Origin of the sequence: Acinetobacter sp. YH12096 (assembly GCF_013419215.1) — a bacterium.
GTDB lineage: Bacteria > Pseudomonadota > Gammaproteobacteria > Pseudomonadales > Moraxellaceae > Acinetobacter > Acinetobacter amyesii.
This window is the reverse complement of sequence record NZ_VPAM01000024.1, coordinates 31,737-54,174: the sequence shown is the minus strand read 5'-3', so window position 1 is coordinate 54,174 and position 22,438 is coordinate 31,737. Positions and strand designations below refer to the sequence as shown.

Here is a 22,438-nt window from a genome sequence, read left to right as displayed (position 1 = left end):
ACGAAAATTATGCCGATTCAAAAATGTAAGCCAACGTCTCCAGGACGTCGCTTTGTAGAGAAAGTGGTTCATAACCACCTTCACAAAGGCGCGCCATATGCTCCGTTGGTTGAAGCTAAAAAACGTACTGGCGGTCGTAATAACAACGGTCACATTACAACTCGTCACGTTGGTGGTGGTCATAAACAGCACTACCGTATCGTAGACTTCAAACGTAACAAAGACAGCATCCCTGCTGTAGTTGAGCGTATTGAATACGATCCAAACCGTACAGCTCATATTGCTTTATTGAAATATGCTGACGGTGAACGTCGCTATATTATTGCACCTAAAGGCCTTCGCGCTGGTGATCAAGTTCAATCTGGTAACGATGCTCCAATCCGTCCAGGTAACTGCTTGCCACTTCGCAACATGCCTATCGGTTCTACTCTTCACAACATCGAGCTTAAAATCGGTAAAGGCGCACAATTAGTACGTTCTGCTGGTACATCTGCTCAATTGTTGGGTCGTGACGGTTCTTACGCTATCATTCGTCTTCGTTCAGGCGAAATGCGTAAAGTACACGTTGAATGCCGTGCTGTGTTAGGTGAAGTTTCTAACTCAGAAAGCAACCTTCGTTCACTTGGTAAAGCAGGTGCATCACGCTGGCGTGGCGTTCGTCCTACCGTACGTGGTATGGCGATGAACCCAGTAGACCATCCACATGGTGGTGGTGAAGGACGTAACAAAGGTATTCAACCTGTAAGTCCATGGGGTCAAAAAGCTAAAGGGTACAAAACACGTACCAACAAGCGTACGACTAAGATGATCATTCGCGACCGTCGCGTTAAGTAACAAGTAAAGGAATCTGACAATGCCTCGTTCTCTGAAAAAAGGCCCATTCGTCGATGCGCACTTGTTCGCTAAGGTTGAAGCGGCTATCGCGGCTAATAACCGTAAGCCGATCAAAACTTGGTCGCGTCGTTCGATGATCTTACCGGATTTTGTTGGTCTAACAATTTCTGTACACAATGGCCGTAACCATGTTCCAGTGATTGTATCTGAGCATATGGTTGGTCATAAATTAGGTGAATTCGCGCCAACTCGTACCTATCGTGGTCACGGTGTTGACAAGAAGTCTAAACGTTAATAGGTGCTATGATGGAAGTAACTGCTAAATTACGCGGTGCCGCTATCTCGGCACAAAAAGCACGTTTGGTTGCAGACCTAATTCGCGGCAAATCTGTTGCGCATGCTTTAAATATCTTAAACTTCAGCAACAAAAAAGCTGCAGTTTTAGTTAAAAAAGCATTGGAATCTGCGATTGCAAACGCTGAACACAATAACAGTTTAGATGTAGACGACCTTAAAGTTTCTACGATCTACGTTGATGAAGGCATGAGCCTGAAACGTATTTTGCCACGTGCTAAAGGCCGTGCAGATCGTATTACTAAGCGTACTTGTCACATTACCGTTAAGGTAGGGGTTTGATATGGGTCAGAAGGTTCATCCAATCGGTATCCGCCTAGGTGTTGTGAAACGTCATAACGCTAACTGGTATGCGAATCCGAAACAATATGCTGAATATTTGCTAAAAGATCTTCAAGTTCGTGAGTTTTTAACTAAAAAACTTAAGAATGCGATGGTAAGCAATATTCTTATCGAACGCCCTACAGGCGCAGCTAAAGTAACTATTAGCACTGCACGTCCTGGTATCGTGATCGGTAAAAAAGGCGAAGACATTGAGAAACTACAACGCGAATTAACAGCCATTATGGGTGTTCCTGCGCAAGTAAGTATCAATGAAATCGATCGCCCAGATTTAGACGCTCGTTTAGTTGCTGAAGCAATCGCTTCTCAATTAGAAAAACGTGTAATGTTCCGTCGTGCTATGAAGCGTGCGGTTCAAAACTCTATGCGTGCTGGTGCTAAAGGTATCAAAGTAGAAGTTTCAGGCCGTCTAGGTGGTGCTGAGATTGCTCGTACTGAATGGTATCGTGAAGGTCGTGTACCTCTTCATACTCTTCGTGCTGACATCGACTATGCTACTATGCGTGCTGAGACTACTTACGGTACGATCGGCGTTAAAGTATGGATCTTCCGTGGTGAGATCTTGGGCGGCATGAAACAAGTCATGAACCCAGCTCCAGCTGAAGAACGTCCAGCTAAACGTGGTCGTGGTCGTGGTGAAGGTCAAGAGCGTCGTGGTCGTCGCAATGATCGTTCTGCTGAAAAAGGAGAATAATCCATGTTACAACCTAAACGTACTAAATTCCGTAAGGTGCAAAAAGGCCGTAACACTGGTCTAGCACATCGCGGTAGCTCAGTATCTTTTGGTACTATTGCGCTTAAATCAATTGAACGTGGTCAAATGACTGCACGTCAAATTGAAGCAGCGCGTCGTACAATCAGCCGTCGTATTAAACGTGGTGGTAAGATCTTTATCCGTGTTTTCCCGGACAAACCAATTACTGAAAAACCATTAGAAGTTCGTATGGGTAAAGGTAAAGGTTCTGTGGAATACTGGGTTTGCCAAATCAAACCAGGTAAAGTCTTGTACGAAATTGATGGTGTTAACGAAGAACTTGCTCGCGAAGCGTTTACGCTTGCTGCTGCAAAACTTCCGTTTAAAACCACTATCGTGACTCGGACGGTAATGTAATGAAAACTAATGATCTACGTGAAAAGTCGGTAGAAGAGTTGACAGCTTTGCTTGATGAGCAACAGCTTAACCAATTCCGTCTTCGTATGGCGAAAGCAACTGGTCAATTGGGTAAATCGCACGAAGTTGCGCTTACTCGTAAAACTATTGCTCGTATTAAGACACTCCTAACCGAAAAACAGGGGAACGGACAATGAGTGAACAAACAGTTCGCACGTTAACCGGTAAAGTAGTTAGCGACAAGATGGACAAGTCTATCGTTGTTCTTATCGAACGCCGCGTTCAACACCCGTTGTATGGCAAATCAATCCGCCGTTCAACTAAATTACACGCTCATGATGAAAACAATGTTGCTAAAGTTGGTGACGTAGTAAGCATCAAAGAAAGCCGCCCAATTTCTAAAACTAAGTCTTGGACTTTAGTTGAAGTTGTTGAAGCTGCTGCTGAGTAATTAAACGTTCTTGCATCATCGGTCAATTTCGAGTACTCTTTGAGCCTTTCGAAATTGCGACCGGTGATGCTCGGTTTTGGAGTAGGGCAATGATTCAAACCGAAAGTATGCTAGACGTAGCAGACAACAGTGGTGCTCGCCGCGTACAATGTATTAAAGTACTTGGTGGTTCACATCGTCGTTATGCTTCTGTTGGCGACATTATTAAAGTTACTGTAAAAGAAGCTATTCCACGCGCACGTGTTAAAAAAGGTGACGTGATGAATGCTGTAGTTGTACGTACAAAATTCGGCATCCGTCGTGCAGATGGTTCAGTTATTCGTTTCGACGATAACGCAGCTGTTATTTTGAACAACAACAAAGCGCCGATTGCAACTCGTATTTTCGGACCAGTGACTCGTGAACTTCGTACTGAACAGTTCATGAAAATTATTTCATTGGCTCCTGAAGTTCTATAAGAGGCACTCATGGCTAAGATTAAAAAGGGCGATCAAGTAATTGTGATCGCAGGTAAAGAAAAAGGCAAACAAGGTACTGTTTTGTCTGTTTCAAATGACCGTGTTAAGGTTGAAGGCCTTAACTTGGTAACGAAGCATCAAAAGCCTAACCGAGCTACTGGCGCTGAAGGCGGCATCGTAACTCAAGAAGCTGAGCTTCATATCTCTAACGTGGCAATTTTTAATGCTACAACCCAAAAGGCTGACCGTGTTGGTTACCAAGTGATTGAAGGCGTGAAAACTCGCGTATTCAAATCTAATGGTGAATCAGTGGCGGTAGCGAAGTAATAGGTTGACTAGGCAATGGCCAGACTTAAAACGCGTTACAACGACGAACTTAAGGCTCAATTAAAAGAAACATTGGGCGTTAAGAATGTGATGGATATTCCTCGCATTACAAAAATCACCATCAACATGGGTGTTGGTGCTGCATCAGCTGACAAGAAATTGTTAGATGGCGCTCTTTCTGATATGCAAGCAATTGCTGGTCAAAAACCAGTACTTACTTTAGCTCGTAAATCTATCGCTGGTTTCAAAATCCGTGATGGTTGGCCGATCGGCTGTAAAGTTACTTTACGCGGCGAACGTATGTACGAATTCTTAGACCGTTTGATCTCTATCGCGATCCCTCGTATCCGTGACTTCCGTGGTTTCTCTGCGAAATCATTCGATGGTCGTGGTAACTACTCAATGGGTCTTAAGGAACAAATCATGTTCCCTGAAATCGATTTTGATAAGATTGATCGTATTCGTGGTATGGACATTACCATCACTACGACTGCTCGCACCGATGACGAAGGCCGTGCGCTTATGCGTGCATTCGGCTTCCCGTTCAAATAAGAGGTCGATATGGCTAAGAAAGGTATGATTAATCGCGAATTGAAACGCGAAGCTACTGTTGCTAAATACGCTGCGAAACGTGCTGAATTAAAAGCAATTATCGCAAACGTTAATGCATCAGACGAAGAACGTTTCGAAGCGATGATGAAATTTCAAGCATTACCACGTAATGCGTCTCCAGTACGTCTACGTAACCGTTGTGGTTTAACTGGTCGTCCTCATGGTTACTTCCGTAAGTTCGGCTTAAGCCGTAACAAATTACGTGAAACAGTAATGCAAGGTGATGTACCGGGCGTTGTTAAGGCAAGCTGGTAAGGAGCACTATAAATGAGTATGCAAGATACCGTTGCCGACATGCTAACACGTGTTCGTAACGCACAAATGGCAAAGAAACAAACTGTTTCTATGCCAAACTCAAAGTTGAAAGTTGCGATTGCTAACGTACTTCAACAAGAAGGTTATATCGCTGATGTAGCTGTTGCTGACAATGAAGGCAAAGCGACTTTAACGATTACTTTAAAATATTTCGAAGGCAAACCAGTTATCGATACTGTGAAACGCGTAAGCCGTCCTGGTCTACGTCAATATCGCGGTAAAGATGCACTTCCTAGCGTTAAGCAAGGTTTAGGTATTGCAATTGTTTCTACAAGCAAAGGCATCATGACTGATCGCGCTGCACGTGCTGCAGGTATCGGTGGTGAAGTTATTGCTTTTGTTTCTTAATAGGTGATTCCTCATGTCTCGTGTGGCTAAAGCCCCAGTAACTGTACCTAACGGTGTTACAGTTACTCAGAACGGCCGGCAGGTCGAAGTGAAAGGCAGCAAAGGTACATTGTCTTTCAACCTGCATGCGCTGGTCGAGCTAAAACAGGAAGACGGTACTCTAGTTATTGCTCCTAAAGCTGAATCTAAAGATGCTTGGATGCAAGCTGGTACTGCTCGCGCTGTGCTTAACAACCTTGTAAAAGGTGTTAACGAAGGTTTCGAACGTAAGTTACAGCTTATCGGTGTTGGTTATAAAGCTGCGGTTAAAGGTAACATTGTTAACCTTAACCTTGGTTTCTCTCACCCGATCGACTACAACCTTCCTGAAGGTGTAACTGCAGAAACTCCTACTGCAACTGAAATTGTACTTAAATCTGCTGATAAAGCTAAATTAGGTCAAGTTGCTGCAGAAATCCGTGGTTACCGTCCGCCAGAGCCTTATAAAGGTAAAGGTGTTCGTTATTCTGACGAAGTTGTACTTCGTAAAGAAGCTAAGAAGAAATAAGGCGCGAGGTTCTTATGAACGAAAAGAAACAATCCCGTTTGCGTCGTGCGAAAAGCACACGCTTGCACATCCGTGCATTGGGTGCGACTCGTTTGTGTGTAAACCGCACTCCGCGTCACATCTATGCTCAAGTTATCTCTGCAGATGGTGGCAAAGTATTAGCGCAAGCTTCTACTTTAGACGCTACTCTACGTGCTGGTACTACTGGTAACGTTGAATCGGCTCAGAAAGTTGGTGCTTTAATTGCAGAACGTGCTAAAGCGGCTGGTGTAACTAAAGTTGCATTTGACCGTTCTGGTTTCAAATATCATGGTCGTATCAAAGCCTTGGCTGATGCTGCTCGTGAAAACGGCTTGGAGTTCTAATCATGGCTAAAGTTGAACAAAACGAAGGTCTTGTTGAAAAGCTGGTTGCCGTTGATCGTGTAGCCAAAGTTGTTAAGGGTGGTCGTATCTTCTCTTTCACAGCATTAACTGTTGTGGGTGATGGTAATGGTCGCGTAGGTTTTGGTCGTGGTAAAGCACGTGAAGTTCCAGCTGCTATTTCTAAAGCACTTGAAGCTGCTCGTCGCAACATGATTACTGTTGACCTTGTTGACGGTACTGTTCAGCACCCTATCAATGCTCGTCACGGTGCAAGCCGCGTTTACATGCAACCTGCTTCTGAAGGTACTGGTGTAATTGCTGGTGGCGCTATGCGTGCAGTTTTAGAAGCTGTAGGTGTACGTAACGTATTAACTAAGTGTTATGGTTCTACTAACGCTGCTAACGTAGTAAACGCAACTTTTAACGGTTTGCGTGATATGACTTCTCCTGAGAAAGTTGCTGCGAAACGTGGTTTATCAGTAGCACAAATTCAAGGGTAATCAATCATGAAAACGATTAAAGTTACCCAGACTAAATCTTCATCGCACCGCTTGAAAAATCACAAGCTTAGCCTTAAAGGTTTAGGTCTGCGTCGTATTGGTCATACAGTTGAAGTGCAAGATACGCCTTCTAACCGTGGTATGATCAACCAAGTTTACTATATGGTTAGTGTAGAGGAATAAGCCATGACTCTGCGTTTAAATACAATTGCACCTGCAGAAGGTGCTAAGCGTGACAACCTTCGTTTAGGCCGTGGTATCGGTTCTGGCGTTGGTAAGACTGGTGGCCGTGGTGTCAAAGGTCAAAACTCACGTAAGAGCGGTGGTACACGTCCTGGTTTCGAAGGTGGTCAAACTGCGTTATACCGTCGTTTACCTAAATTCGGTTTCACTAGCCAAATGGCTTTGAAAACTGCTGAAGTACGTTTATCAGAACTTGCTAAAGTTGAAGGCGACATCGTGTCTCTTGAAACTTTAAAAGCTGCTAACGTTGTACGTAAAGATATGTTGCGTGCACGCATCGTACTTTCTGGTGAAATTACTCGTGCATTCACTGTTCAAGGTGTTGCATTGACTAAAGGCGCTAAAGCTGCTGTTGAAGCTGCTGGCGGTAAAGTCGAGGAGTAATCCCCAGTGTCTATGACTCCTAGTTCGACAGGTCATGTTAACATGATGAAAGGCCAACCTTTTCATGTGAAATATCGTGAAATTATTCGCCGTATGATGTTCCTCATCGGGGCGTTGTTGGTTTTTCGACTGGGAGCACATATTCCAGTACCGGGCATTAACAATGCCGCACTAGAGAATCTGTTTAATGCAAACCAAGGTACGATCCTTGGTTTGTTTAACATGTTCTCAGGTGGTGCATTAGAGCGTATGTCAATTCTTGCTCTTGGGATTATGCCGTATATCTCTGCATCGATTATCGTGCAGTTAATGTCTACGGTTGTTCCTTCGCTGGAAGCTTTAAAGAAAGAAGGCGAACAAGGTAAGCGTAAGATCAATCAATATACGCGACAAGGCACATTGTTTCTTGCACTTGTGCAAGCCGTTGGGATGTGTGCAGGTCTGATTAGTCAAAATATTACTTTGACTAGTGGACTTGCTTTTTACGTTCCTGCTGTAACTTCTTTGGTTGCAGGTACAATGTTCCTGATGTGGTTAGGTGAGCAAATTACTGAGCGTGGAGTAGGGAATGGTATTTCCATGATCATCTTCGCTGGTATCGTTGCTGGTTTGCCGAACTTGGTTCTGCAATCTTTAACCTCAGTAGATAATGGCCAATCAAGTTTAATTGGTCTTGCAATCTTTGCATTGCTATCTGTTGCAGTGTTAGCAGCAATTGTGTTTATTGAGAAGGCGCAGCGTCGCATTCCAGTAAACTATGCTCAAAAACAGCAAGGTCGTCGTGTATTTACTGCTCAGCAAACACATTTGCCATTAAAAATTAATATGGCGGGTGTGATTCCTGCAATTTTTGCGAGTTCATTGCTATTGTTCCCAGCGAGCTTAGGGCAATGGGTTGGCAGTGCAGACCCAAATGCTGGCGTGATTAAACGTGGCCTACAAGATTTGGCACTCGTATTGTCGCCGGGTCAACCGATGTATTTGGTGCTATTTGGTGCATTAATTATCTTCTTCTGTTACTTCTATACTGCGCTAGTATTTAGTCCGAAAGAAGTGTCAGAGAATTTAAAACGTAGTGGTGCTTATGTGCCGGGTATTCGTCCTGGTGAGCAAACTGCACGCTATTTAGATCATATTTTGAATCGTTTGACTTTTATTGGCGCGGTTTATATCACAATCATCTGTTTAATGCCGATGATTCTACAAAGCTCATTTGGTATTCCATTTAGCTTAGGTGGTACGTCTTTACTGATCGTAGTGGTGGTGGTGATGGACTTTATGGCTCAGCTCCAAGCTCATCTCACATCGCATCAATATGACAATCAATCGTTAATGCGTAAAACGACTGCTCATCCGAAAGGATAAGCGCACTTAGAGGTTTCATTATGAAAGTTCAAGCTTCTGTAAAGAAAATTTGTGGTAGCTGTAAAGTTATCCGTCGTAATGGGGTTATTCGCGTAATTTGCAGCGCAGAACCTCGTCATAAGCAGCGTCAAGGTTAATCTGATCAAGACCTGTTGATTTCAGTAGGCTAATTAGGTTATTATCCGCCCCTCAAAGATTTTGTCGGGCGGTTGATTATCTTAACTGCCTTTTTGGAGAAAATTGAATGGCTCGTATTGCCGGTGTAAACATTCCGGATAACAAGCATGCTGTTATCTCTCTAACGTACATTTTTGGTATTGGTCGCCACACTGCAAAAGCTATCTTAGCTGCTGCTGGTATTGCACCAACAACTAAAATTCGTGAATTAGATGACGCTCAGCTTGATGCGATTCGTGCAGAAGTTACTAAGGTTCCTACCGAAGGTGATTTACGTCGCGAAATTTCCATGAACATTAAACGTTTAATGGATTTAGGCTGCTACCGCGGTCTTCGTCATCGTCGCAGCTTGCCTGTCCGTGGTCAACGCACCAAAACTAACGCACGTACCCGTAAAGGTCCGCGCAAACCTATTAAGAAATAAGATTTCTGGAAGCTAAAAGATGGCTAAAGATACTCGCACACGCAAGAAGGTCACTCGTACCGTCTCTGAAGGTGTTGCACACATTCACGCTTCTTTTAATAACACCATTGTGACTATTACCGATCGTCAAGGTAATGCACTGGCTTGGGCTACCTCTGGTGGACAAGGCTTCCGTGGATCACGTAAATCAACTCCGTTTGCTGCTCAGGTAGCTGCTGAAGTTGCTGGTAAAGCTGCTTTAGATTACGGTTTGAAAAACTTGGACGTCCTTGTAAAAGGTCCTGGTCCAGGTCGTGAATCTGCGGTTCGTGCTTTAGGTGCAGTGGGTTATAAAATTAACAGCATTACCGATGTGACGCCAATCCCGCACAACGGTTGCCGTCCACCTAAAAAACGTCGCGTGTAAGGAGAAACATTCATGGCTCGTTATATTGGTCCAAAATGCAAACTCTCTCGCCGCGAAGGGACAGACCTGCAATTAAAATCTGGCGTTAAACCATTTGACGTCAAAACAAAAAAAGCTGCTAAAGCACCTGGCCAACATGGTGGCGCTCGTGGCGGCAAACAATCTGAGTACTCACTACAATTACGTGAAAAACAAAAAGTACGTCGTATGTACGGTGTTTTAGAGCGTCAATTTAGTAACTACTACAAAGAAGCTGCTCGTGTTAAAGGCGCAACAGGTGAAAACTTGTTGAAACTTCTTGAAAGCCGTCTAGATAACGTTGTTTATCGCATGGGTTTTGGTTCTACACGTGCAGAAGCTCGTCAGCTTGTATCTCACCGTTCAATCACTTTAAATGGTCGTCGTGTTAATATCGCGTCTATCCAAGTTAAAGCTGGTGACGTTGTTGCAGTTCACGAAGGTGCTAAACAACAATTGCGTATCAAAAACGCAGTTGAGTTAGCGACTCAACGTGGCATTCCATCTTGGATTGAAATTGATCATTCTAAATTGGAAGGTACGTTCAAAGCTGCACCAGATCGCTCTGATTTACCTGCTGAAATCAACGAAAGCTTGATTGTAGAATTGTATTCTAAATAATCCTTGAGGTAGCAATAATGACGCGTACTGCAAATGAGTTTCTAACTCCGCAAGCGATCAAGGTCGAAGCGGCAAGCGGGACCTCGGCAAAAGTTATTCTAGAACCATTAGAGCGTGGCTTTGGTCATACTCTTGGTAATGCTTTACGTCGTATCCTTTTGTCTTCTTTACCTGGCGCAGCCGTGGTTGAAGTAGAGATTGAAGGTGTCGAGCACGAGTACAGTACTTTGGAAGGCTTGCAGCAGGACATCGTCGAGCTCTTGCTGAACCTAAAAGGATTGTCTATTAAGCTGTTCGATCAAAATGAAGCTTATCTGACATTGGAAAAACAAGGTCCTGGCGACGTTACAGCCGCTGACCTTCGTTTACCACACAATGTTGAAGTGGTTAACCCTGAACATTTGATCGGTACTTTAAGTGCTTCTGGCTCATTAAAAATGCGCCTGAAAGTTTCTCAAGGTCGTGGTTATGAGACTTCTGATTCACGCTTCCCTGAGGGCGAAACTCGCCCAGTGGGTCGTTTGCAATTAGATGCTTCTTACAGCCCAATCAAACGTGTGTCTTACACAGTGGAAAACGCTCGTGTAGAACAACGTACTGACCTTGATAAATTGATCATTGATCTTGAAACCAACGGTACTGTTGATCCTGAAGAAGCTATCCGCAAAGCGGCAACAATCTTGCAACAACAAATTGCAATTTTTGTTGATCTTCAGAAAGATCAAGCACCAGTTGCTCAAGAGCCTCGTGAAGAAGTTGATCCGATTTTGCTTCGTCCAGTAGATGATCTAGAGCTTACTGTTCGTTCTGCTAACTGTTTGAAAGCAGAAAATATTTACTACATTGGCGATCTTGTTCAACGTACTGAAGTTGAGTTGCTTAAAACTCCTAACTTAGGTAAAAAATCGTTGACTGAGATTAAAGATGTTCTGGCATCGAAAGGCTTGCAATTGGGCATGCGTTTAGAGAACTGGCCACCGGCTAGCCTCCGCATGGACGATCGCTTTGCTTATCGTAGCCGTTAATTAAGTAGGACTATCACCATGCGTCATCGTAATAGTGGTGTGAAATTAGGCCGTACAAGCAGTCATCGTAAAGCGATGTTCCAAAACATGGCTAATTCTTTGTTCGAACACGAGTTAATTAAAACTACTGTTCCTAAAGCAAAAGAATTACGTCGTGTTGCTGAGCCTTTAATCACTTTAGCTAAAGTCGATTCTGTAGCAAACCGTCGTTTAGCGTTTGCTCGTACTCGTTCAGCTGCAACTGTTGGTAAATTATTTACCGTTCTTGGCCCTCGTTACAAAGAACGTAACGGCGGTTATCTACGTGTTCTTAAAGCGGGCTTCCGTGCAGGTGATGCTGCACCGATGGCTTACGTTGAGCTAGTAGATCGCGAAGTTAACTAATTTCGTGAAGAGCAGCGTACGTTGTTCTAAAAAAGGTCGGTTTTTAACCGACCTTTTTTAATGCCTGCAATTTTGTATTGGCTGTATATTGTTAGACAATAATTCAATTTGTCCTTAAAAGATAAAAATAAATCGCCTTTTGCTTAAACTTGACATTGTGCATTGTCAAAAATGTGATTTAATAAATATAAATCTAAGATAGGTTAAAAGAACAACATGGAAAAACAAGTTGATATTCTCATTGTAGGTGCAGGGATCTCTGGTGTAGGTTTGGCTGCTCATCTTTCAAAAAATTGTCCAAATCGTTCATTTGAAATTATTGAACGTCGTGAAAGTTTCGGTGGTACATGGGATCTTTTTAAATATCCGGGTATTCGTTCTGATTCGGACATGTCAACTTTTGGCTTCAATTTTAAGCCGTGGAAAAAATCTAGTGTGCTTGCTGATGGGTCTTCGATTAAAGGCTACCTTTCTGAAGTGATTGACGAATATAAGATCAAAGAAAAAATTCATTTTCAGCACCGTGTTATGAGTGCGAACTACGATTCACAAACTCGTAAATGGTCTGTTGTTATTGAAGATGCGAAGAAGAAACAACAAACCTGGGTTGCAAATTTCGTCTTTGGCTGTACGGGTTATTATAATTATGACCAAGGTTTCCAACCTGAGTTTAAAGGGCAGGAAAACTTTAAAGGTACCTTCATTCATCCACAACATTGGCCTGAAAATTTTAATTATGCAGGCAAAAAAGTTGTGATTATTGGTAGTGGCGCAACAGCAATTACCCTTGTGCCAGCAATGGCAAAAGGCGGTGCAGGGCATGTGACTATGCTACAGCGCTCTCCGACCTATATTGCCTCAGTACCTTCTATTGACATCATTTACGACAAAATGCGTAAAGTATTACCTGAAGATGTTGCTTATAAACTTACCCGTGCACGAAATATCGGTGTCCAACGGGCTGTTTATGCTGTTGCACAAAAGCAACCTAAATTACTCCGTAAATTTTTATTAAAATCAATTGAGTTGCAGTTGAAAGGTAAAGTGGATATGAAGCACTTTACCCCAGATTACAATCCTTGGGATCAGCGCCTTTGTGTGGTGCCAGATGGTGATTTGTTTAAAATTTTACGCGAAGGCCGTGCATCTGTTGAAACCGATCAAATTGAAAGTTTTACTGAAAATGGCATTCAATTAAAATCAGGTAAACATTTAGAAGCGGACGTGGTGATTTCAGCTACAGGACTCAACATTCAAATTCTAGGCGGGATCAGTGCCACAATCGATGGACAGCCACTGAATACCTCTAAGCATATGTTGTACCGTGGTGTTATGGTCAGTGATGTACCCAATATGGCGTTGATTATTGGCTATATTAATGCTTCATGGACATTAAAAGTTGATATCGCTTCTGAATACATCTGTAAATTGATTAACTATATGGATCAAAATGGTTACAACCAAGTGATTCCTCAAGGTGATGCGACCGAGTTGTTAGAAGATACGGTGATGGGCAGTTTGACCTCAGGCTATATTGCACGTGCAGCAGATGTGATGCCAAAACAGGGTAAACATGCACCGTGGAAAGTCAGCAATAACTATTTGGCAGATCGTAAAGAATTAAAGCATGCTTCATTTGAAGATGGAGTGCTGAAATTTGAAAAAAAGTCAGATCAAGTGGCGGCTAAACCCAGATTAGTTTCTTAAGTCAGTTATAGAAAAAGGAGCATCATGCTCCTTTTTTTTGCTTTAGATGAGTGACTTTAGGGTTTTATTTGATGCGCTTTATTTGTTGAAAAATATATCATGTTGAAATAAGGAAAAGCACACAGGGTTAATGTGAATATTCAAGAACATTCAGAATTTATAAAATTAAATGCTTATGAGCTATATACCAAAGCTTGGCAGCCTGAAACTACAGATAAAGATGCAACTTTGGCTCCGATTATATTGATGCATGATTCACTAGGCAGTGTTGATTTGTGGCGTGATTTTCCTGCGCAATTGGCTGCTGAGTCTTGCAGAACGGTGATTGCCTATGATCGGTTGGGCTTCGGGAAATCATCAGCGAACCCTGATCCATTAAGTACTGATTTTGTCTATGCCGAAGCACAGCGGAGCTTTAGGGCGCTTCTTCAACATTATTCCATTCAACAGTTTATTGTTATGGGGCATAGTGTCGGCGGGGGAATGGCAGTCGTCATTGCCACTACATACCCTGAACAATGTCGAGCTCTGATCTCCATAGCTGCGCAGTATGAAGTGGAAGAACTGACATTATCGGGTATACGTGAAGCCAAAACAGGTTTTGCGCAGCCGGGACAGCTTGAACGCTTGGCTAAATACCATGGGGATAAAGCCCAATGGGTTTTGGATGCTTGGACTGAAACTTGGCTCTCACCGAGTTTTCGTCAATGGAACCTCGAGCAATATGTTGGAAAAGTACAGTGTCCAAGCTTGATCATCCATGGAGAACTGGATGAATACGGGACGACAGCACAAGCTCAGAAACTTTTTTCGGGTATACAAGGTGATGCTGAGCTAGAGATTTTGGAAGGGCTTCATCACATGCCGCACAAAGAGCAACCCGCATTGGTCGCTGCACTCATCTGTGATTTTGTGAATGATTTAAGTTGATATCGAAAGAATATAAAAGCCCATCCGATGATGGGCTTTGTTGTTATAAAGAGCGGGAAATCAGCTCTTTCATAATTTCATTGGTACCGGCATAGATACGGTTGGCACGGTTGTCGATATAAGCCCGTGCAATTGGATATTCAAGCATATAGCCATAGCCGCCATGCAACTGCAGACATTCATCCACGACTTTGGAGAACATTTCTGAAATTTTGTATTTAGCAGCTGCGGCTGCGTCAATACCGAGCTGTTCCTCAAGTTGCAGCTCCATACATCGGTCTAGATAAGTTCGACAAAAATCGATTTCAGTGCGTAGCTCTGCCAATTTAAAACGGGTGTTTTGGAAACTAGATACGGTCTTGCCAAATGCCTTACGCTCTTTGGTGTATTGAACAGTGTGCGCAAAGGCTGCTTCTGCACCGGCTTGGCAAATAATCGCGACCAACATACGTTCCCAAGCCAATTCCTTCATCAGCATCATAAAGCCCATACCTTGCATGCCAAGTAAGTTGCTTTTAGGGACGCGGACATTGTCAAAGAACAGTTCACAGGTATCCTGACCTTTCATGCCAATTTTATTTAAAGGTTTGCCTTTGCTAAAACCGACGCGATCTGCCTCGACGATAATTAGCGATAAATTAGCTGAACCTTTTTCACTATTACCTGTCTTGCAGACCACAATTGCCATGTCACATAAATAGCCATTGGTGATAAAGATTTTTGACCCATTAATAATATAGTCATCGCCATCTTCTGTAGCGGTTGTGCGTACCGCTTGTAGGTCTGAACCTGTGCCCGGTTCGGTCATTGCAATGGCAGTCACGGTTTCGCCAGAAGCCATTTTCGGCAGCCAATGCAGCTTTTGTTCTTCATTGCCAAAGTTATGAATATAATTGGCCACAATGTCGGAATGCAGTGAAAAGCCAGTAGAGGAGTCCATAGCATAGGCCTGCTCTTCAATCAGAATCATGCTATAGAGTCGGTCTACACCATAGCCACCGTAAGCTTCGGGCATGGTCGGGCAAAGTAAGCCCATGGCACCGGCTTTATTCCATAAGTCACGGTCAACGTGTTGCTGATTTTCGTATTTTTCGATATTAGGTATGACTTCTTTTTCATAAAATTTTCGTACTGTTTCACGAAATGCATCATGTTCTGCATTAAATAATTGACGTGGCAGCATGTTGTTGAGTGGGCGAATCGCTCCAGATTGCATTTTGAATATCCTATTCATTTTTATGGCTTTGTCTTCAACTTATAAGATGCAGCGTGTGACTGCAATGTGCAGAACATTCAAAAGCAAGAATTGCGATGAAGCATTCGGTCAATCTTTGAAAACACTCCACTTCAATGGGGTGGATGAGTTACACTAGACGGGTTCAACGATTGGGGAAGACAATGACTGATGAAATCAGCTTAGAAGAGCGTAAAGTAATCTACCGCGCACGTCGTGGTTTAAAAGAGATTGATGTTTATTTTGATCCCTACGTCAAAAATTACTATTTACAAGCCGATGCAGCTGAAAAAGACATGTTTGCAGAACTCGTTGCTGCAGAAGATCCAGATTTGTTGGATTGGTTTATGGAAGTTAGTGAACCGCCACGTCCTGAATTAAAAACGTTTATTCAAAAATTAAAACATTACGTTCATGGATAATCGGCAATTCAAACTGAAACGCAGTTTTTTATCGCATGCGTTTCAGTTTTTTATTTTTGCGGTATTGATGACGCTGCTTTATCAGTTACTAACACCTATGCTTTGGGGGGTATTTTTCCTCATTGGACTAGTGGTTTATGTACTGTTTTTCCGTAAGCATTTACACGTCGCCAGTCTAGATTATTTGGATGGAACTGATTGGTCTTTGCAACGGCTCAACCGTCCAGTGCAACGCGTTCAAATTAGCCATATTTTGGATCATCAAATGTATATCGTGGTGTATTTTATGCATGCGCGTGCAAAACCAGTGATTATTTGGCGCGATCAATTGTCATTGAAACAGTGGAAATCACTCAAAGTATTGGCCAAAATGATCTAATTGTTAGACAGCCTTAATTTTTAAAATTCAATAAAATGAAAATATTTCATTATCTTATATTGCAGGTAAAATAATCTTGTCTGACAGGATTGGATTTTATTGGCAAAATATTTAAATTGTCTGACAATTTTAAGCTGTGCGGTGATTCTCTGCCTATATATTAGCCTTACCAACAGCCGTTAAAGGAAATCATCATGATGATGCCAACTTGGATGTTTCTGGTAATAGCGATTGTGTTAGCAATTGTTATAGGACGACTAGGAACAGTGCTGAAGGAACAGTTAACTCAAAAATAAGCAGTCAAACGCTTTCACAGTTAATAAGTAGCATGTGCCGAACCGTCGCTATGCTACTTTTTTTTTGCCTAAAATTTAGTCTTTCTAAAAAATCAGTCAATTGCATTCAGCGTGATTCATGGCACAGTGTGTCGTTCAAATTAGAGCAAATACTCTTTTATTCATTTTTTGCTTCTGATATGTTTGTCGTGATGGACATAAACACAATTATAGAGGACAGGAAAATGTCGAGCGTCCAAAAAATATGCCAGGGTGTGGCAGTTGTAGCAATAACAAGTACATTATTCGCGGGTTGTTCACAGGTTGTAAAAACCGGTGCTAATGTTGCACTCGGATTTACCGAAAAACATATTGTGCCACCAATTTTAGCCATGGAAGATGCTGAAATGGTGTGTAATTCAGGTAATTCATTAACCCCAGCCATTATGGCCACCAAAGATATGGGCGCAGACCCAACACGTGTGGCTGTGTTGATGTATTCAGCAGCAGGGATTTGTGCAGAACAAAAAGCCTTGGATGCAGAGTTACGTTATTTACGTGCATCTAAAGCTAACCAAGTAACCGAAGCACAGGATGCCCGTGTTGAGCAAAAGCGTTGGGCGGCACTTGCGGCACAGCGTCAATATACCGGCTATCAATTATTTCAAGATCGTTTTGAAAAGAAGTATAAGAAAAGTCTAGGTGAAGGCTGTCCAAAAATGAACAGCGACATTGACCAAACAGTGTATATGTTGGGAATGTTAAGTGGCTTACAGGCCATGACCAATGATATTAACTCAGGTGGGGCGGTAAACGTTCCGAAAGACATTGCTGCGATTGTTGAACGCGGTATGGTGTGTCTGAATAATGAAAAATTCTGGGGCGCACCAAATGCAACCCGCGCTGTGATCTGGACTTTACTGCCGGGTGCTGGAGATGGAAAACCTGATCCATACCAAACCTTAAAACAATCCGCGCAAATTGGTGAGCAAAAAGGCGTGAGACTATCTCATGCGTTATATGCCGTTGCTGCACAGGCCAGTGGCGATGATGCGAAAATCCGTGATGCCTTACGTACCTTTGCACAAGCGCGTAGTGATGAAAAACCTGTTAACCCACAATTTAAACTCATCGATAGTATGGCTGAAAGCATGGTGAAAGGGATTTCAGATCGTTATTGGACTGAACATACAGGCGTTCGTACGGCTGATGATGGTATGGAACATTTCTGGGATGAAAGTGCCAATAGTTCTGAACTCGATGATTTGTTTAGTGGTGATATTGAAACCAGTGGCACAGCTGCAAATTAATCTTTGCAATAGCGTTTAAAAGTGAGGTACAGGAGGAGCGAAAATGAAACTACAATTTTTAATACCGAAAATTGTCTTTCTTGCCGTATTCGTTTCGATCTGTGCCTCGCTACAGGTATTTAAAGATTATTTTATCTATTGGCAAGATGACTTATTTCATGATTTTTGGCGCTTATGGACCGCACATTGGGTTCACGTCGGTTGGATTCATTTTGTTTTAAATATATTGGCCTTTATTTGCTTACCGTTTATTTTCCCACGAGTTTCGACATGGCATTTTGTTGCCATTTTATTGATTTTATCTCCTTTAATCAGTCTAAGTTTCTATTTTTTCTTACCCGATATTGAAGCCTATGCCGGATTATCTGGTGTCTTACATGGTGCCTATGTCGCGGTCGCTTGTGTGCATTTGATGTATCGACGGGAGCGAAATTTTGCAGCCTTTGTATTGTTGCTGATTTTGGCAAAATTGGTGTGGGAAAATACCGTGGGCAATACGGGAACGGCTGAATTAATTGGAAGCCCCATTTTAGTCGAAGCACATTTATTGGGGGTGATTTGGGGCATTATCATCGCCTTATTCTATCTTGTTGGCAATTATTTCTGGGATCGTTAGCTCACTTTAGGTGATTGGGTTGACAAAAAAAACCGAAAAGAAAATACATATTGTCATTTTAATGTTTTGAATATTGATGCAAATTTAAACGTAATAATAAAACAGTTAGGTCAGGGAAAGGATCTTCTCGAGCCGCTAAGGAAAAGGATGCTTGGCTCCGCTAGGCTCCAAAATAAAAAATAGGAAGACTCATGCAAAATGATGCACAAAACAGATCCGGCATCGTCGGGCTGTTAAGGTATGTCTGGACAGAATGGATTTCGACTCTAGTCGTGTTGATCTTGCTTCTGCTTACATTGATTATCGGTACAGGGGAGATGATTCATGGTCAGCTTCTGCGTACTGGTGAGCGTTTGTATGGTAATGAAAGCATTGGGATGCAGTATTCATTTTTACGTGCAGAACCGACCAAGCCTGAATGTGACCGTAACCCGAATGTCGATGCGTTGGTGAAAACTCAAATGCAAGCCAATGCAGCAGATGAGTTTGCTGATTTTTTTGGTACGGCATCTGAGAATGACGTTCGTTCGTCTATTTTAGCGAGTGTGCAGCAGTGTGAAGAAAAGTATCAATTTTATGATAAAGCCATGCAACATATGGAGAAGCATCCGAGTATTCGCGCCTATCGTAATTTTGAAACAAGCTTCTTCGGTATCTTTAAATTTGGTACTGAAAATCGCGCCATTTTGTTGATTTTTATGGTGGTTATAGCTGCGATTAGTGCGACATTGAAAATTCATCATATTGGTCTACGCGGTCCTGCAACCAAGAAGGATTATCGTGTTTATAGCCTGATGATGAGCTTCGGTAATGGACTGTTAACCTACTCAAGTATCAGCCAATTCAATTCAGTGAAAAATTCGGGAGTTCCAATGACCACCGAAACTGAACTGATTTATTGGATGTGGATGACGCTGTTCTCAATCCTGACATTGATCAGTGTTTTGCAATTGTTTAGTCCGCCAAAAGATGCCAAAGAGGGCGGTAGTCTTAGTTTCGCGTTCCTAAGCGTGCCTTTATATGCGTATATGGCGTTGATTACAGGTATCGCCTTTATCTTCTTTATGGACTACCCGATGGGGCAAGGCATCTATTTAGGGCAATTGGTCGAGTTTTCAAGTATTTTCCTGAATCTAGCGTTATTCATTTGGGCGGGTATGTTGTTGAAGCAAACCCGTGTCGTAGATTTATTCTTGAATATTTTACGCCCATGGAACTTAGCTCCTGAGACTTTAACATGGCTGATTTTAATCGCAGCAGCATTGCCTACAGCCTATACTGGAGCATCGGGGATCTTTGTCATTGCGGCAGGCGCGATTATTTATAAGGAAGTGTGGAACGCTGGCGGACGCCGTCAATTTGCCTTGGCTGCAACAGCAATGTCCGGTTCGCTTGGGGTGGTTTTACGTCCATGCTTATTGATTGTGGTTGTTGCATCGCTAAATAAAGAAGTGACCACGGATCTGCTTTATCAATATGGTATTTATACGTTCTTGCTGACATCTACGATGTTTTTAATTGTGTCGTTATTTTTTGCAGAACATAAGTTCCGTATTGCTCAAGCCAATGTGGCAGCGCCGCAGTCAGGACGTGCCTTCTTAGCCGTTATTCCTTATATTGTGATTTTCGTGCTGATTTGGATGTTCTATAAATATTTATTGAATACAGATTTAAATGAATTTACTGCACCAGTCATGATGCCTGTTATTCTGCTGATGATCGTTTTAGTGGATAAATTACGTCATCAGCCAGCACCATTGTCAGCAGTTGGGCATTGGGATGAAACACTAACAGCAAATTATAGTGCGAATGCTGAACCTGCTTTAGCCGGCGCACAGGTTGCACATGCAGAATACCGTGAAGGATTACATGGTAATAGCACAGATGATGGGCAGGCTGCGAATCATACAGTGGCTCAATCCAGCTCTATGCAGATTCTACGTCAAGTTGGTTTTTGGAAGTCGATGCATATTTCGACCAGTGAAACCGTTGGACATATCGGTGCTTTGGTTATTTTGATGGCGCTTTCGGTAAGCGTTGGTGGATTGCTAGAGCGTACTGAAGTCATGAGTTTATTCCCAACTGATATCAGCAGTACTTTTTTGGTTATCACATTGATTGTCGGATTGATGGTCTTTGTGGGTATGATTATGGATCCGTTTGGCGCAGTCATTTTAATTTCTGCAACTATTGCTCCTGTAGCCTATCAATACGGTATTCATCCTGTGCATTTTTGGATGATTACACTCATTGGTTTTGAGCTAGGTTATGTTACGCCTCCAGTTGCATTGAACCACCTCTTGGCCCGACAGTCGATAGGGGATGCTGAAGTCAATGAAGCGGATGCTGAAGTTCGTCACTTGTCGTTTTATTACCGTTATGAACGTTGGATTTTGCCGCTGATTGTGCTGTTCCCTGCAATGTTGATTATTGCGTATCTGCCGTATTTCTTTAAGCTGTTTGGTTGGTATCAATAAATTAATTTTGAAGCATTAAAAAAGCACCTTCGGGTGCTTTTTTATTGAATAAGGGGCTGTGCATTTGATGGTAAATGGTTTGAATCTTTATGACTTTTTAAACTTATTTTGTAGGATTGGACTACAGAGCAAAATCGCTAAAAATATAAAAGCAAAGCCGAATAGGCTGTAAATGTCTGGCAGTTCCTGCCAAAGAACAAAGCCCCAAATACCGGCAAAAATAATCGTGATATAGTTCACGGGGCCAATTTGACCTGCGGGTGCGAGCTTATAGGCATTGGACATAAAAATTTGACTGATATTGGCCAAAAGTCCCGCTGTAATCAGAAAAGCTAACTCTTTTAAACTATAGGGACGCCAGAGCCAAAACATTGGGATCATGGAAATAAGTGTGCCAAAAAAGCAGAAATAAAACACAATGCGTTCAGGCGGTTCTGTTGCTGTAAGCGCACGGACAGTGACAAATGCCATGGCTGTCAAGAAGCTTGCGCTCAGTCCGATGAGTGATAACTGATTGAACATTCCTGCATCGGGCTTTGCGACGAAGAGCACGCCGATTAAACCAATGACTGCGGCAATGAGCATACTCAGGGTCATTTTTTCTTTTAAAAATAACCATGCAATTAAGGGGATAAAGATCGGTGAGGAATAGGTGAAGACCATGGCATTGGAGAGTTTTAAGTGTGCGATGGCATAAAAAAAGCCATACATTGCCACCAAGCCTACGATTGAACGCCATGTATGCATCCACAGTTTTTCAGTTCTAAAAAATGTGCTCCCTTTTTGCAGGATCAAAGGGAGAAAGATCAATAAGCCAACCGCATTTCGAAAAAATACGATGGTGGCATTATCTACCGTGTGAGATGCGTAGCGTATACAAACCCCCATGATGGAAAAAAGCAGCGCTGACAGCATGAGAAAGCCAATTGCTTTGGGGATATTCTGTGGTGTAGTAGTGGACATAACAAAAAGGCTAAAAAATCTGATGATATTCTAGCCTATAAGTACGCATGGTGTAGCAGAAGTCGGTTATTTTGCTTGTTGTGCTAACTGTGCTTCGAGTAATTTAATTTGTTCTTCTTTCAGTTTAATCAGCTCATCTGCATCTGAATGTTGCTGTTTTAAGCTTTGCTCCTGATCATTCAATTGTTGTTGAATGTCATCTAATTTGGCAATTTCCTCTTTGGCTAAAGAGGCATTTTCAGGCACAGCTGCATCTAAAATGTCTTCTTCGACCAATTTAATGGTGTCAGTCTCTGCGGTAGGGACTGATGCTTCAGTCTCAGATTGGACAGGGGTTGCAACAGGCGGTTTAGCCGGTGCAGCGACCAGTTCTTCTTGAAGTGCAGATTTATCTGCTGTACTGCTGCTTAACCATTGATATGCAAAAAAGATAGCAAACAATAACGTTAAGCCCCCAATGATTCCAACTAACAATTTTGGATTATGTCTTTGATCTTCTGTCATTGCTTGACCT

Annotated in this window: 34 protein-coding genes; 31 read left to right on the top strand and 3 right to left on the bottom strand. The window is 42.5% G+C overall.

Annotated features, from left to right (window positions below; genetic code table 11):
- The first annotated feature begins 9 nt into the window (after positions 1-9).
- From rplB to FTU36_RS11175, 26 genes are all read left to right on the top strand, one after another.
- Entirely contained in the window at positions 10-834 is an 825-nt protein-coding gene (gene rplB, locus FTU36_RS11300) for a 50S ribosomal protein L2 (protein WP_078189278.1), read from the top strand.
- A gap of 19 nt (positions 835-853) precedes the next feature.
- The gene (gene rpsS / locus FTU36_RS11295) at positions 854-1,129 is read left to right on the top strand and encodes a 30S ribosomal protein S19 (RefSeq protein WP_004281508.1); all 276 of its coding nucleotides are present in this window, start codon (positions 854-856) and stop codon (positions 1,127-1,129) included.
- A gap of 11 nt (positions 1,130-1,140) precedes the next feature.
- A complete protein-coding gene (rplV, locus tag FTU36_RS11290) occupies positions 1,141-1,470 on the top strand; it encodes a 50S ribosomal protein L22 (protein WP_035265103.1) in 330 nt (109 codons plus the stop codon).
- A 1-nt stretch (position 1,471) separates the two neighbouring features.
- On the top strand, positions 1,472-2,224 hold the full coding sequence (gene rpsC / locus FTU36_RS11285) for a 30S ribosomal protein S3 (RefSeq protein WP_078189277.1): 753 nt from the start codon (positions 1,472-1,474) through the stop codon (positions 2,222-2,224).
- A gap of 3 nt (positions 2,225-2,227) precedes the next feature.
- On the top strand, positions 2,228-2,641 hold the full coding sequence (gene rplP / locus FTU36_RS11280) for a 50S ribosomal protein L16 (RefSeq protein WP_078189276.1): 414 nt from the start codon (positions 2,228-2,230) through the stop codon (positions 2,639-2,641).
- Complete coding sequence (gene rpmC / locus FTU36_RS11275; RefSeq protein WP_005012982.1) at positions 2,641-2,838, top strand: 50S ribosomal protein L29; 198 nt, start codon at positions 2,641-2,643, stop codon at positions 2,836-2,838. The genes rplP and rpmC overlap by 1 nt, the downstream gene beginning before the upstream one ends.
- Complete coding sequence (rpsQ, locus tag FTU36_RS11270) at positions 2,835-3,092, top strand: 30S ribosomal protein S17 (RefSeq protein ID WP_078189275.1); 258 nt, start codon at positions 2,835-2,837, stop codon at positions 3,090-3,092. Before rpmC ends, rpsQ begins: the two co-directional genes overlap by 4 nt.
- A gap of 89 nt (positions 3,093-3,181) precedes the next feature.
- On the top strand, positions 3,182-3,550 hold the full coding sequence (gene rplN, locus FTU36_RS11265) for a 50S ribosomal protein L14 (RefSeq protein WP_005012978.1): 369 nt from the start codon (positions 3,182-3,184) through the stop codon (positions 3,548-3,550).
- 9 nt (positions 3,551-3,559) lie between these two features.
- Positions 3,560-3,877, top strand: a complete 318-nt coding sequence (rplX, locus tag FTU36_RS11260; protein ID WP_078189274.1) for a 50S ribosomal protein L24 — start codon at positions 3,560-3,562, stop codon at positions 3,875-3,877.
- 15 nt (positions 3,878-3,892) lie between these two features.
- Positions 3,893-4,429 (top strand): 50S ribosomal protein L5, encoded by a 537-nt coding sequence (gene rplE, locus FTU36_RS11255; RefSeq protein ID WP_067762907.1) that lies wholly within the window; start codon positions 3,893-3,895, stop codon positions 4,427-4,429.
- A 9-nt stretch (positions 4,430-4,438) separates the two neighbouring features.
- A complete protein-coding gene (gene rpsN / locus FTU36_RS11250; RefSeq protein WP_067762906.1) occupies positions 4,439-4,744 on the top strand; it encodes a 30S ribosomal protein S14 in 306 nt (101 codons plus the stop codon).
- Positions 4,745-4,756: 12 nt separating this feature from the next.
- Positions 4,757-5,152, top strand: a complete 396-nt coding sequence (gene rpsH / locus FTU36_RS11245; RefSeq protein WP_078189273.1) for a 30S ribosomal protein S8 — start codon at positions 4,757-4,759, stop codon at positions 5,150-5,152.
- Between the two features lie 13 nt (positions 5,153-5,165).
- Positions 5,166-5,699, top strand: a complete 534-nt coding sequence (gene rplF / locus FTU36_RS11240; RefSeq protein ID WP_078189272.1) for a 50S ribosomal protein L6 — start codon at positions 5,166-5,168, stop codon at positions 5,697-5,699.
- Between the two features lie 14 nt (positions 5,700-5,713).
- Positions 5,714-6,064 carry a 50S ribosomal protein L18 gene (gene rplR, locus FTU36_RS11235; protein WP_067762903.1) on the top strand — a complete coding sequence of 117 codons (351 nt, stop codon included), beginning with the start codon at positions 5,714-5,716 and terminating at the stop codon, positions 6,062-6,064.
- A 2-nt stretch (positions 6,065-6,066) separates the two neighbouring features.
- The gene (gene rpsE / locus FTU36_RS11230; RefSeq protein WP_067762902.1) at positions 6,067-6,564 is read left to right on the top strand and encodes a 30S ribosomal protein S5; all 498 of its coding nucleotides are present in this window, start codon (positions 6,067-6,069) and stop codon (positions 6,562-6,564) included.
- Between the two features lie 6 nt (positions 6,565-6,570).
- On the top strand, positions 6,571-6,747 hold the full coding sequence (rpmD, locus tag FTU36_RS11225) for a 50S ribosomal protein L30 (RefSeq protein ID WP_005012961.1): 177 nt from the start codon (positions 6,571-6,573) through the stop codon (positions 6,745-6,747).
- 3 nt (positions 6,748-6,750) lie between these two features.
- Entirely contained in the window at positions 6,751-7,191 is a 441-nt protein-coding gene (rplO, locus tag FTU36_RS11220; RefSeq protein WP_078189271.1) for a 50S ribosomal protein L15, read from the top strand.
- 45 nt (positions 7,192-7,236) lie between these two features.
- The gene (secY, locus tag FTU36_RS11215; RefSeq protein ID WP_171263746.1) at positions 7,237-8,556 is read left to right on the top strand and encodes a preprotein translocase subunit SecY; all 1,320 of its coding nucleotides are present in this window, start codon (positions 7,237-7,239) and stop codon (positions 8,554-8,556) included.
- Between the two features lie 20 nt (positions 8,557-8,576).
- Positions 8,577-8,693: a 50S ribosomal protein L36 gene (rpmJ, locus tag FTU36_RS11210; RefSeq protein WP_000867907.1), complete on the top strand. Its 117-nt coding sequence runs from the start codon at positions 8,577-8,579 to the stop codon at positions 8,691-8,693.
- A 107-nt stretch (positions 8,694-8,800) separates the two neighbouring features.
- Positions 8,801-9,157 carry a 30S ribosomal protein S13 gene (gene rpsM, locus FTU36_RS11205; protein WP_078189269.1) on the top strand — a complete coding sequence of 119 codons (357 nt, stop codon included), beginning with the start codon at positions 8,801-8,803 and terminating at the stop codon, positions 9,155-9,157.
- A 19-nt stretch (positions 9,158-9,176) separates the two neighbouring features.
- Positions 9,177-9,563 (top strand): 30S ribosomal protein S11, encoded by a 387-nt coding sequence (gene rpsK / locus FTU36_RS11200; protein WP_001040166.1) that lies wholly within the window; start codon positions 9,177-9,179, stop codon positions 9,561-9,563.
- 12 nt (positions 9,564-9,575) lie between these two features.
- Complete coding sequence (rpsD, locus tag FTU36_RS11195) at positions 9,576-10,202, top strand: 30S ribosomal protein S4 (RefSeq protein ID WP_078192454.1); 627 nt, start codon at positions 9,576-9,578, stop codon at positions 10,200-10,202.
- 17 nt (positions 10,203-10,219) lie between these two features.
- On the top strand, positions 10,220-11,227 hold the full coding sequence (locus FTU36_RS11190) for a DNA-directed RNA polymerase subunit alpha (protein ID WP_004650465.1): 1,008 nt from the start codon (positions 10,220-10,222) through the stop codon (positions 11,225-11,227).
- Between the two features lie 18 nt (positions 11,228-11,245).
- A complete protein-coding gene (gene rplQ / locus FTU36_RS11185; RefSeq protein ID WP_005012953.1) occupies positions 11,246-11,611 on the top strand; it encodes a 50S ribosomal protein L17 in 366 nt (121 codons plus the stop codon).
- A 216-nt stretch (positions 11,612-11,827) separates the two neighbouring features.
- A complete protein-coding gene (locus tag FTU36_RS11180) occupies positions 11,828-13,318 on the top strand; it encodes an NAD(P)/FAD-dependent oxidoreductase (RefSeq protein WP_180117936.1) in 1,491 nt (496 codons plus the stop codon).
- A 132-nt stretch (positions 13,319-13,450) separates the two neighbouring features.
- The gene (locus tag FTU36_RS11175) at positions 13,451-14,248 is read left to right on the top strand and encodes an alpha/beta fold hydrolase (RefSeq protein ID WP_373683914.1); all 798 of its coding nucleotides are present in this window, start codon (positions 13,451-13,453) and stop codon (positions 14,246-14,248) included.
- Between the two features lie 43 nt (positions 14,249-14,291).
- On the opposite strand, the gene FTU36_RS11170 is transcribed toward FTU36_RS11175, so the two are convergent.
- Entirely contained in the window at positions 14,292-15,464 is a 1,173-nt protein-coding gene (locus tag FTU36_RS11170) for an acyl-CoA dehydrogenase family protein (protein ID WP_180089578.1), read from the bottom strand.
- A gap of 182 nt (positions 15,465-15,646) precedes the next feature.
- Between FTU36_RS11170 and FTU36_RS11165 the strand changes: the two genes are divergently transcribed.
- From FTU36_RS11165 to FTU36_RS11145, 5 genes are all read left to right on the top strand, one after another.
- Positions 15,647-15,904, top strand: coding sequence for a succinate dehydrogenase assembly factor 2 (locus FTU36_RS11165; RefSeq protein WP_078189264.1), 258 nt, complete (start codon positions 15,647-15,649; stop codon positions 15,902-15,904).
- Positions 15,897-16,283 (top strand): hypothetical protein, encoded by a 387-nt coding sequence (locus tag FTU36_RS11160; protein ID WP_180003461.1) that lies wholly within the window; start codon positions 15,897-15,899, stop codon positions 16,281-16,283. The genes FTU36_RS11165 and FTU36_RS11160 overlap by 8 nt, the downstream gene beginning before the upstream one ends.
- Positions 16,284-16,803: 520 nt before the next feature.
- Positions 16,804-17,868 carry a hypothetical protein gene (locus tag FTU36_RS11155; protein ID WP_168379121.1) on the top strand — a complete coding sequence of 355 codons (1,065 nt, stop codon included), beginning with the start codon at positions 16,804-16,806 and terminating at the stop codon, positions 17,866-17,868.
- A 43-nt stretch (positions 17,869-17,911) separates the two neighbouring features.
- Positions 17,912-18,484 carry a rhombosortase gene (rrtA, locus tag FTU36_RS11150; RefSeq protein ID WP_168379122.1) on the top strand — a complete coding sequence of 191 codons (573 nt, stop codon included), beginning with the start codon at positions 17,912-17,914 and terminating at the stop codon, positions 18,482-18,484.
- 191 nt (positions 18,485-18,675) lie between these two features.
- The gene (locus tag FTU36_RS11145) at positions 18,676-20,961 is read left to right on the top strand and encodes a TRAP transporter large permease subunit (protein ID WP_180003463.1); all 2,286 of its coding nucleotides are present in this window, start codon (positions 18,676-18,678) and stop codon (positions 20,959-20,961) included.
- 87 nt (positions 20,962-21,048) lie between these two features.
- On the opposite strand, the gene FTU36_RS11140 is transcribed toward FTU36_RS11145, so the two are convergent.
- Together FTU36_RS11140 and FTU36_RS11135 are read right to left on the bottom strand one after the other, a co-directional pair.
- Positions 21,049-21,924: a DMT family transporter gene (locus FTU36_RS11140; RefSeq protein WP_180117934.1), complete on the bottom strand. Its 876-nt coding sequence runs from the start codon at positions 21,922-21,924 to the stop codon at positions 21,049-21,051.
- Between the two features lie 66 nt (positions 21,925-21,990).
- The gene (locus FTU36_RS11135) at positions 21,991-22,428 is read right to left on the bottom strand and encodes a hypothetical protein (RefSeq protein WP_180117932.1); all 438 of its coding nucleotides are present in this window, start codon (positions 22,426-22,428) and stop codon (positions 21,991-21,993) included.
- Positions 22,429-22,438: the final 10 nt, after the last annotated feature.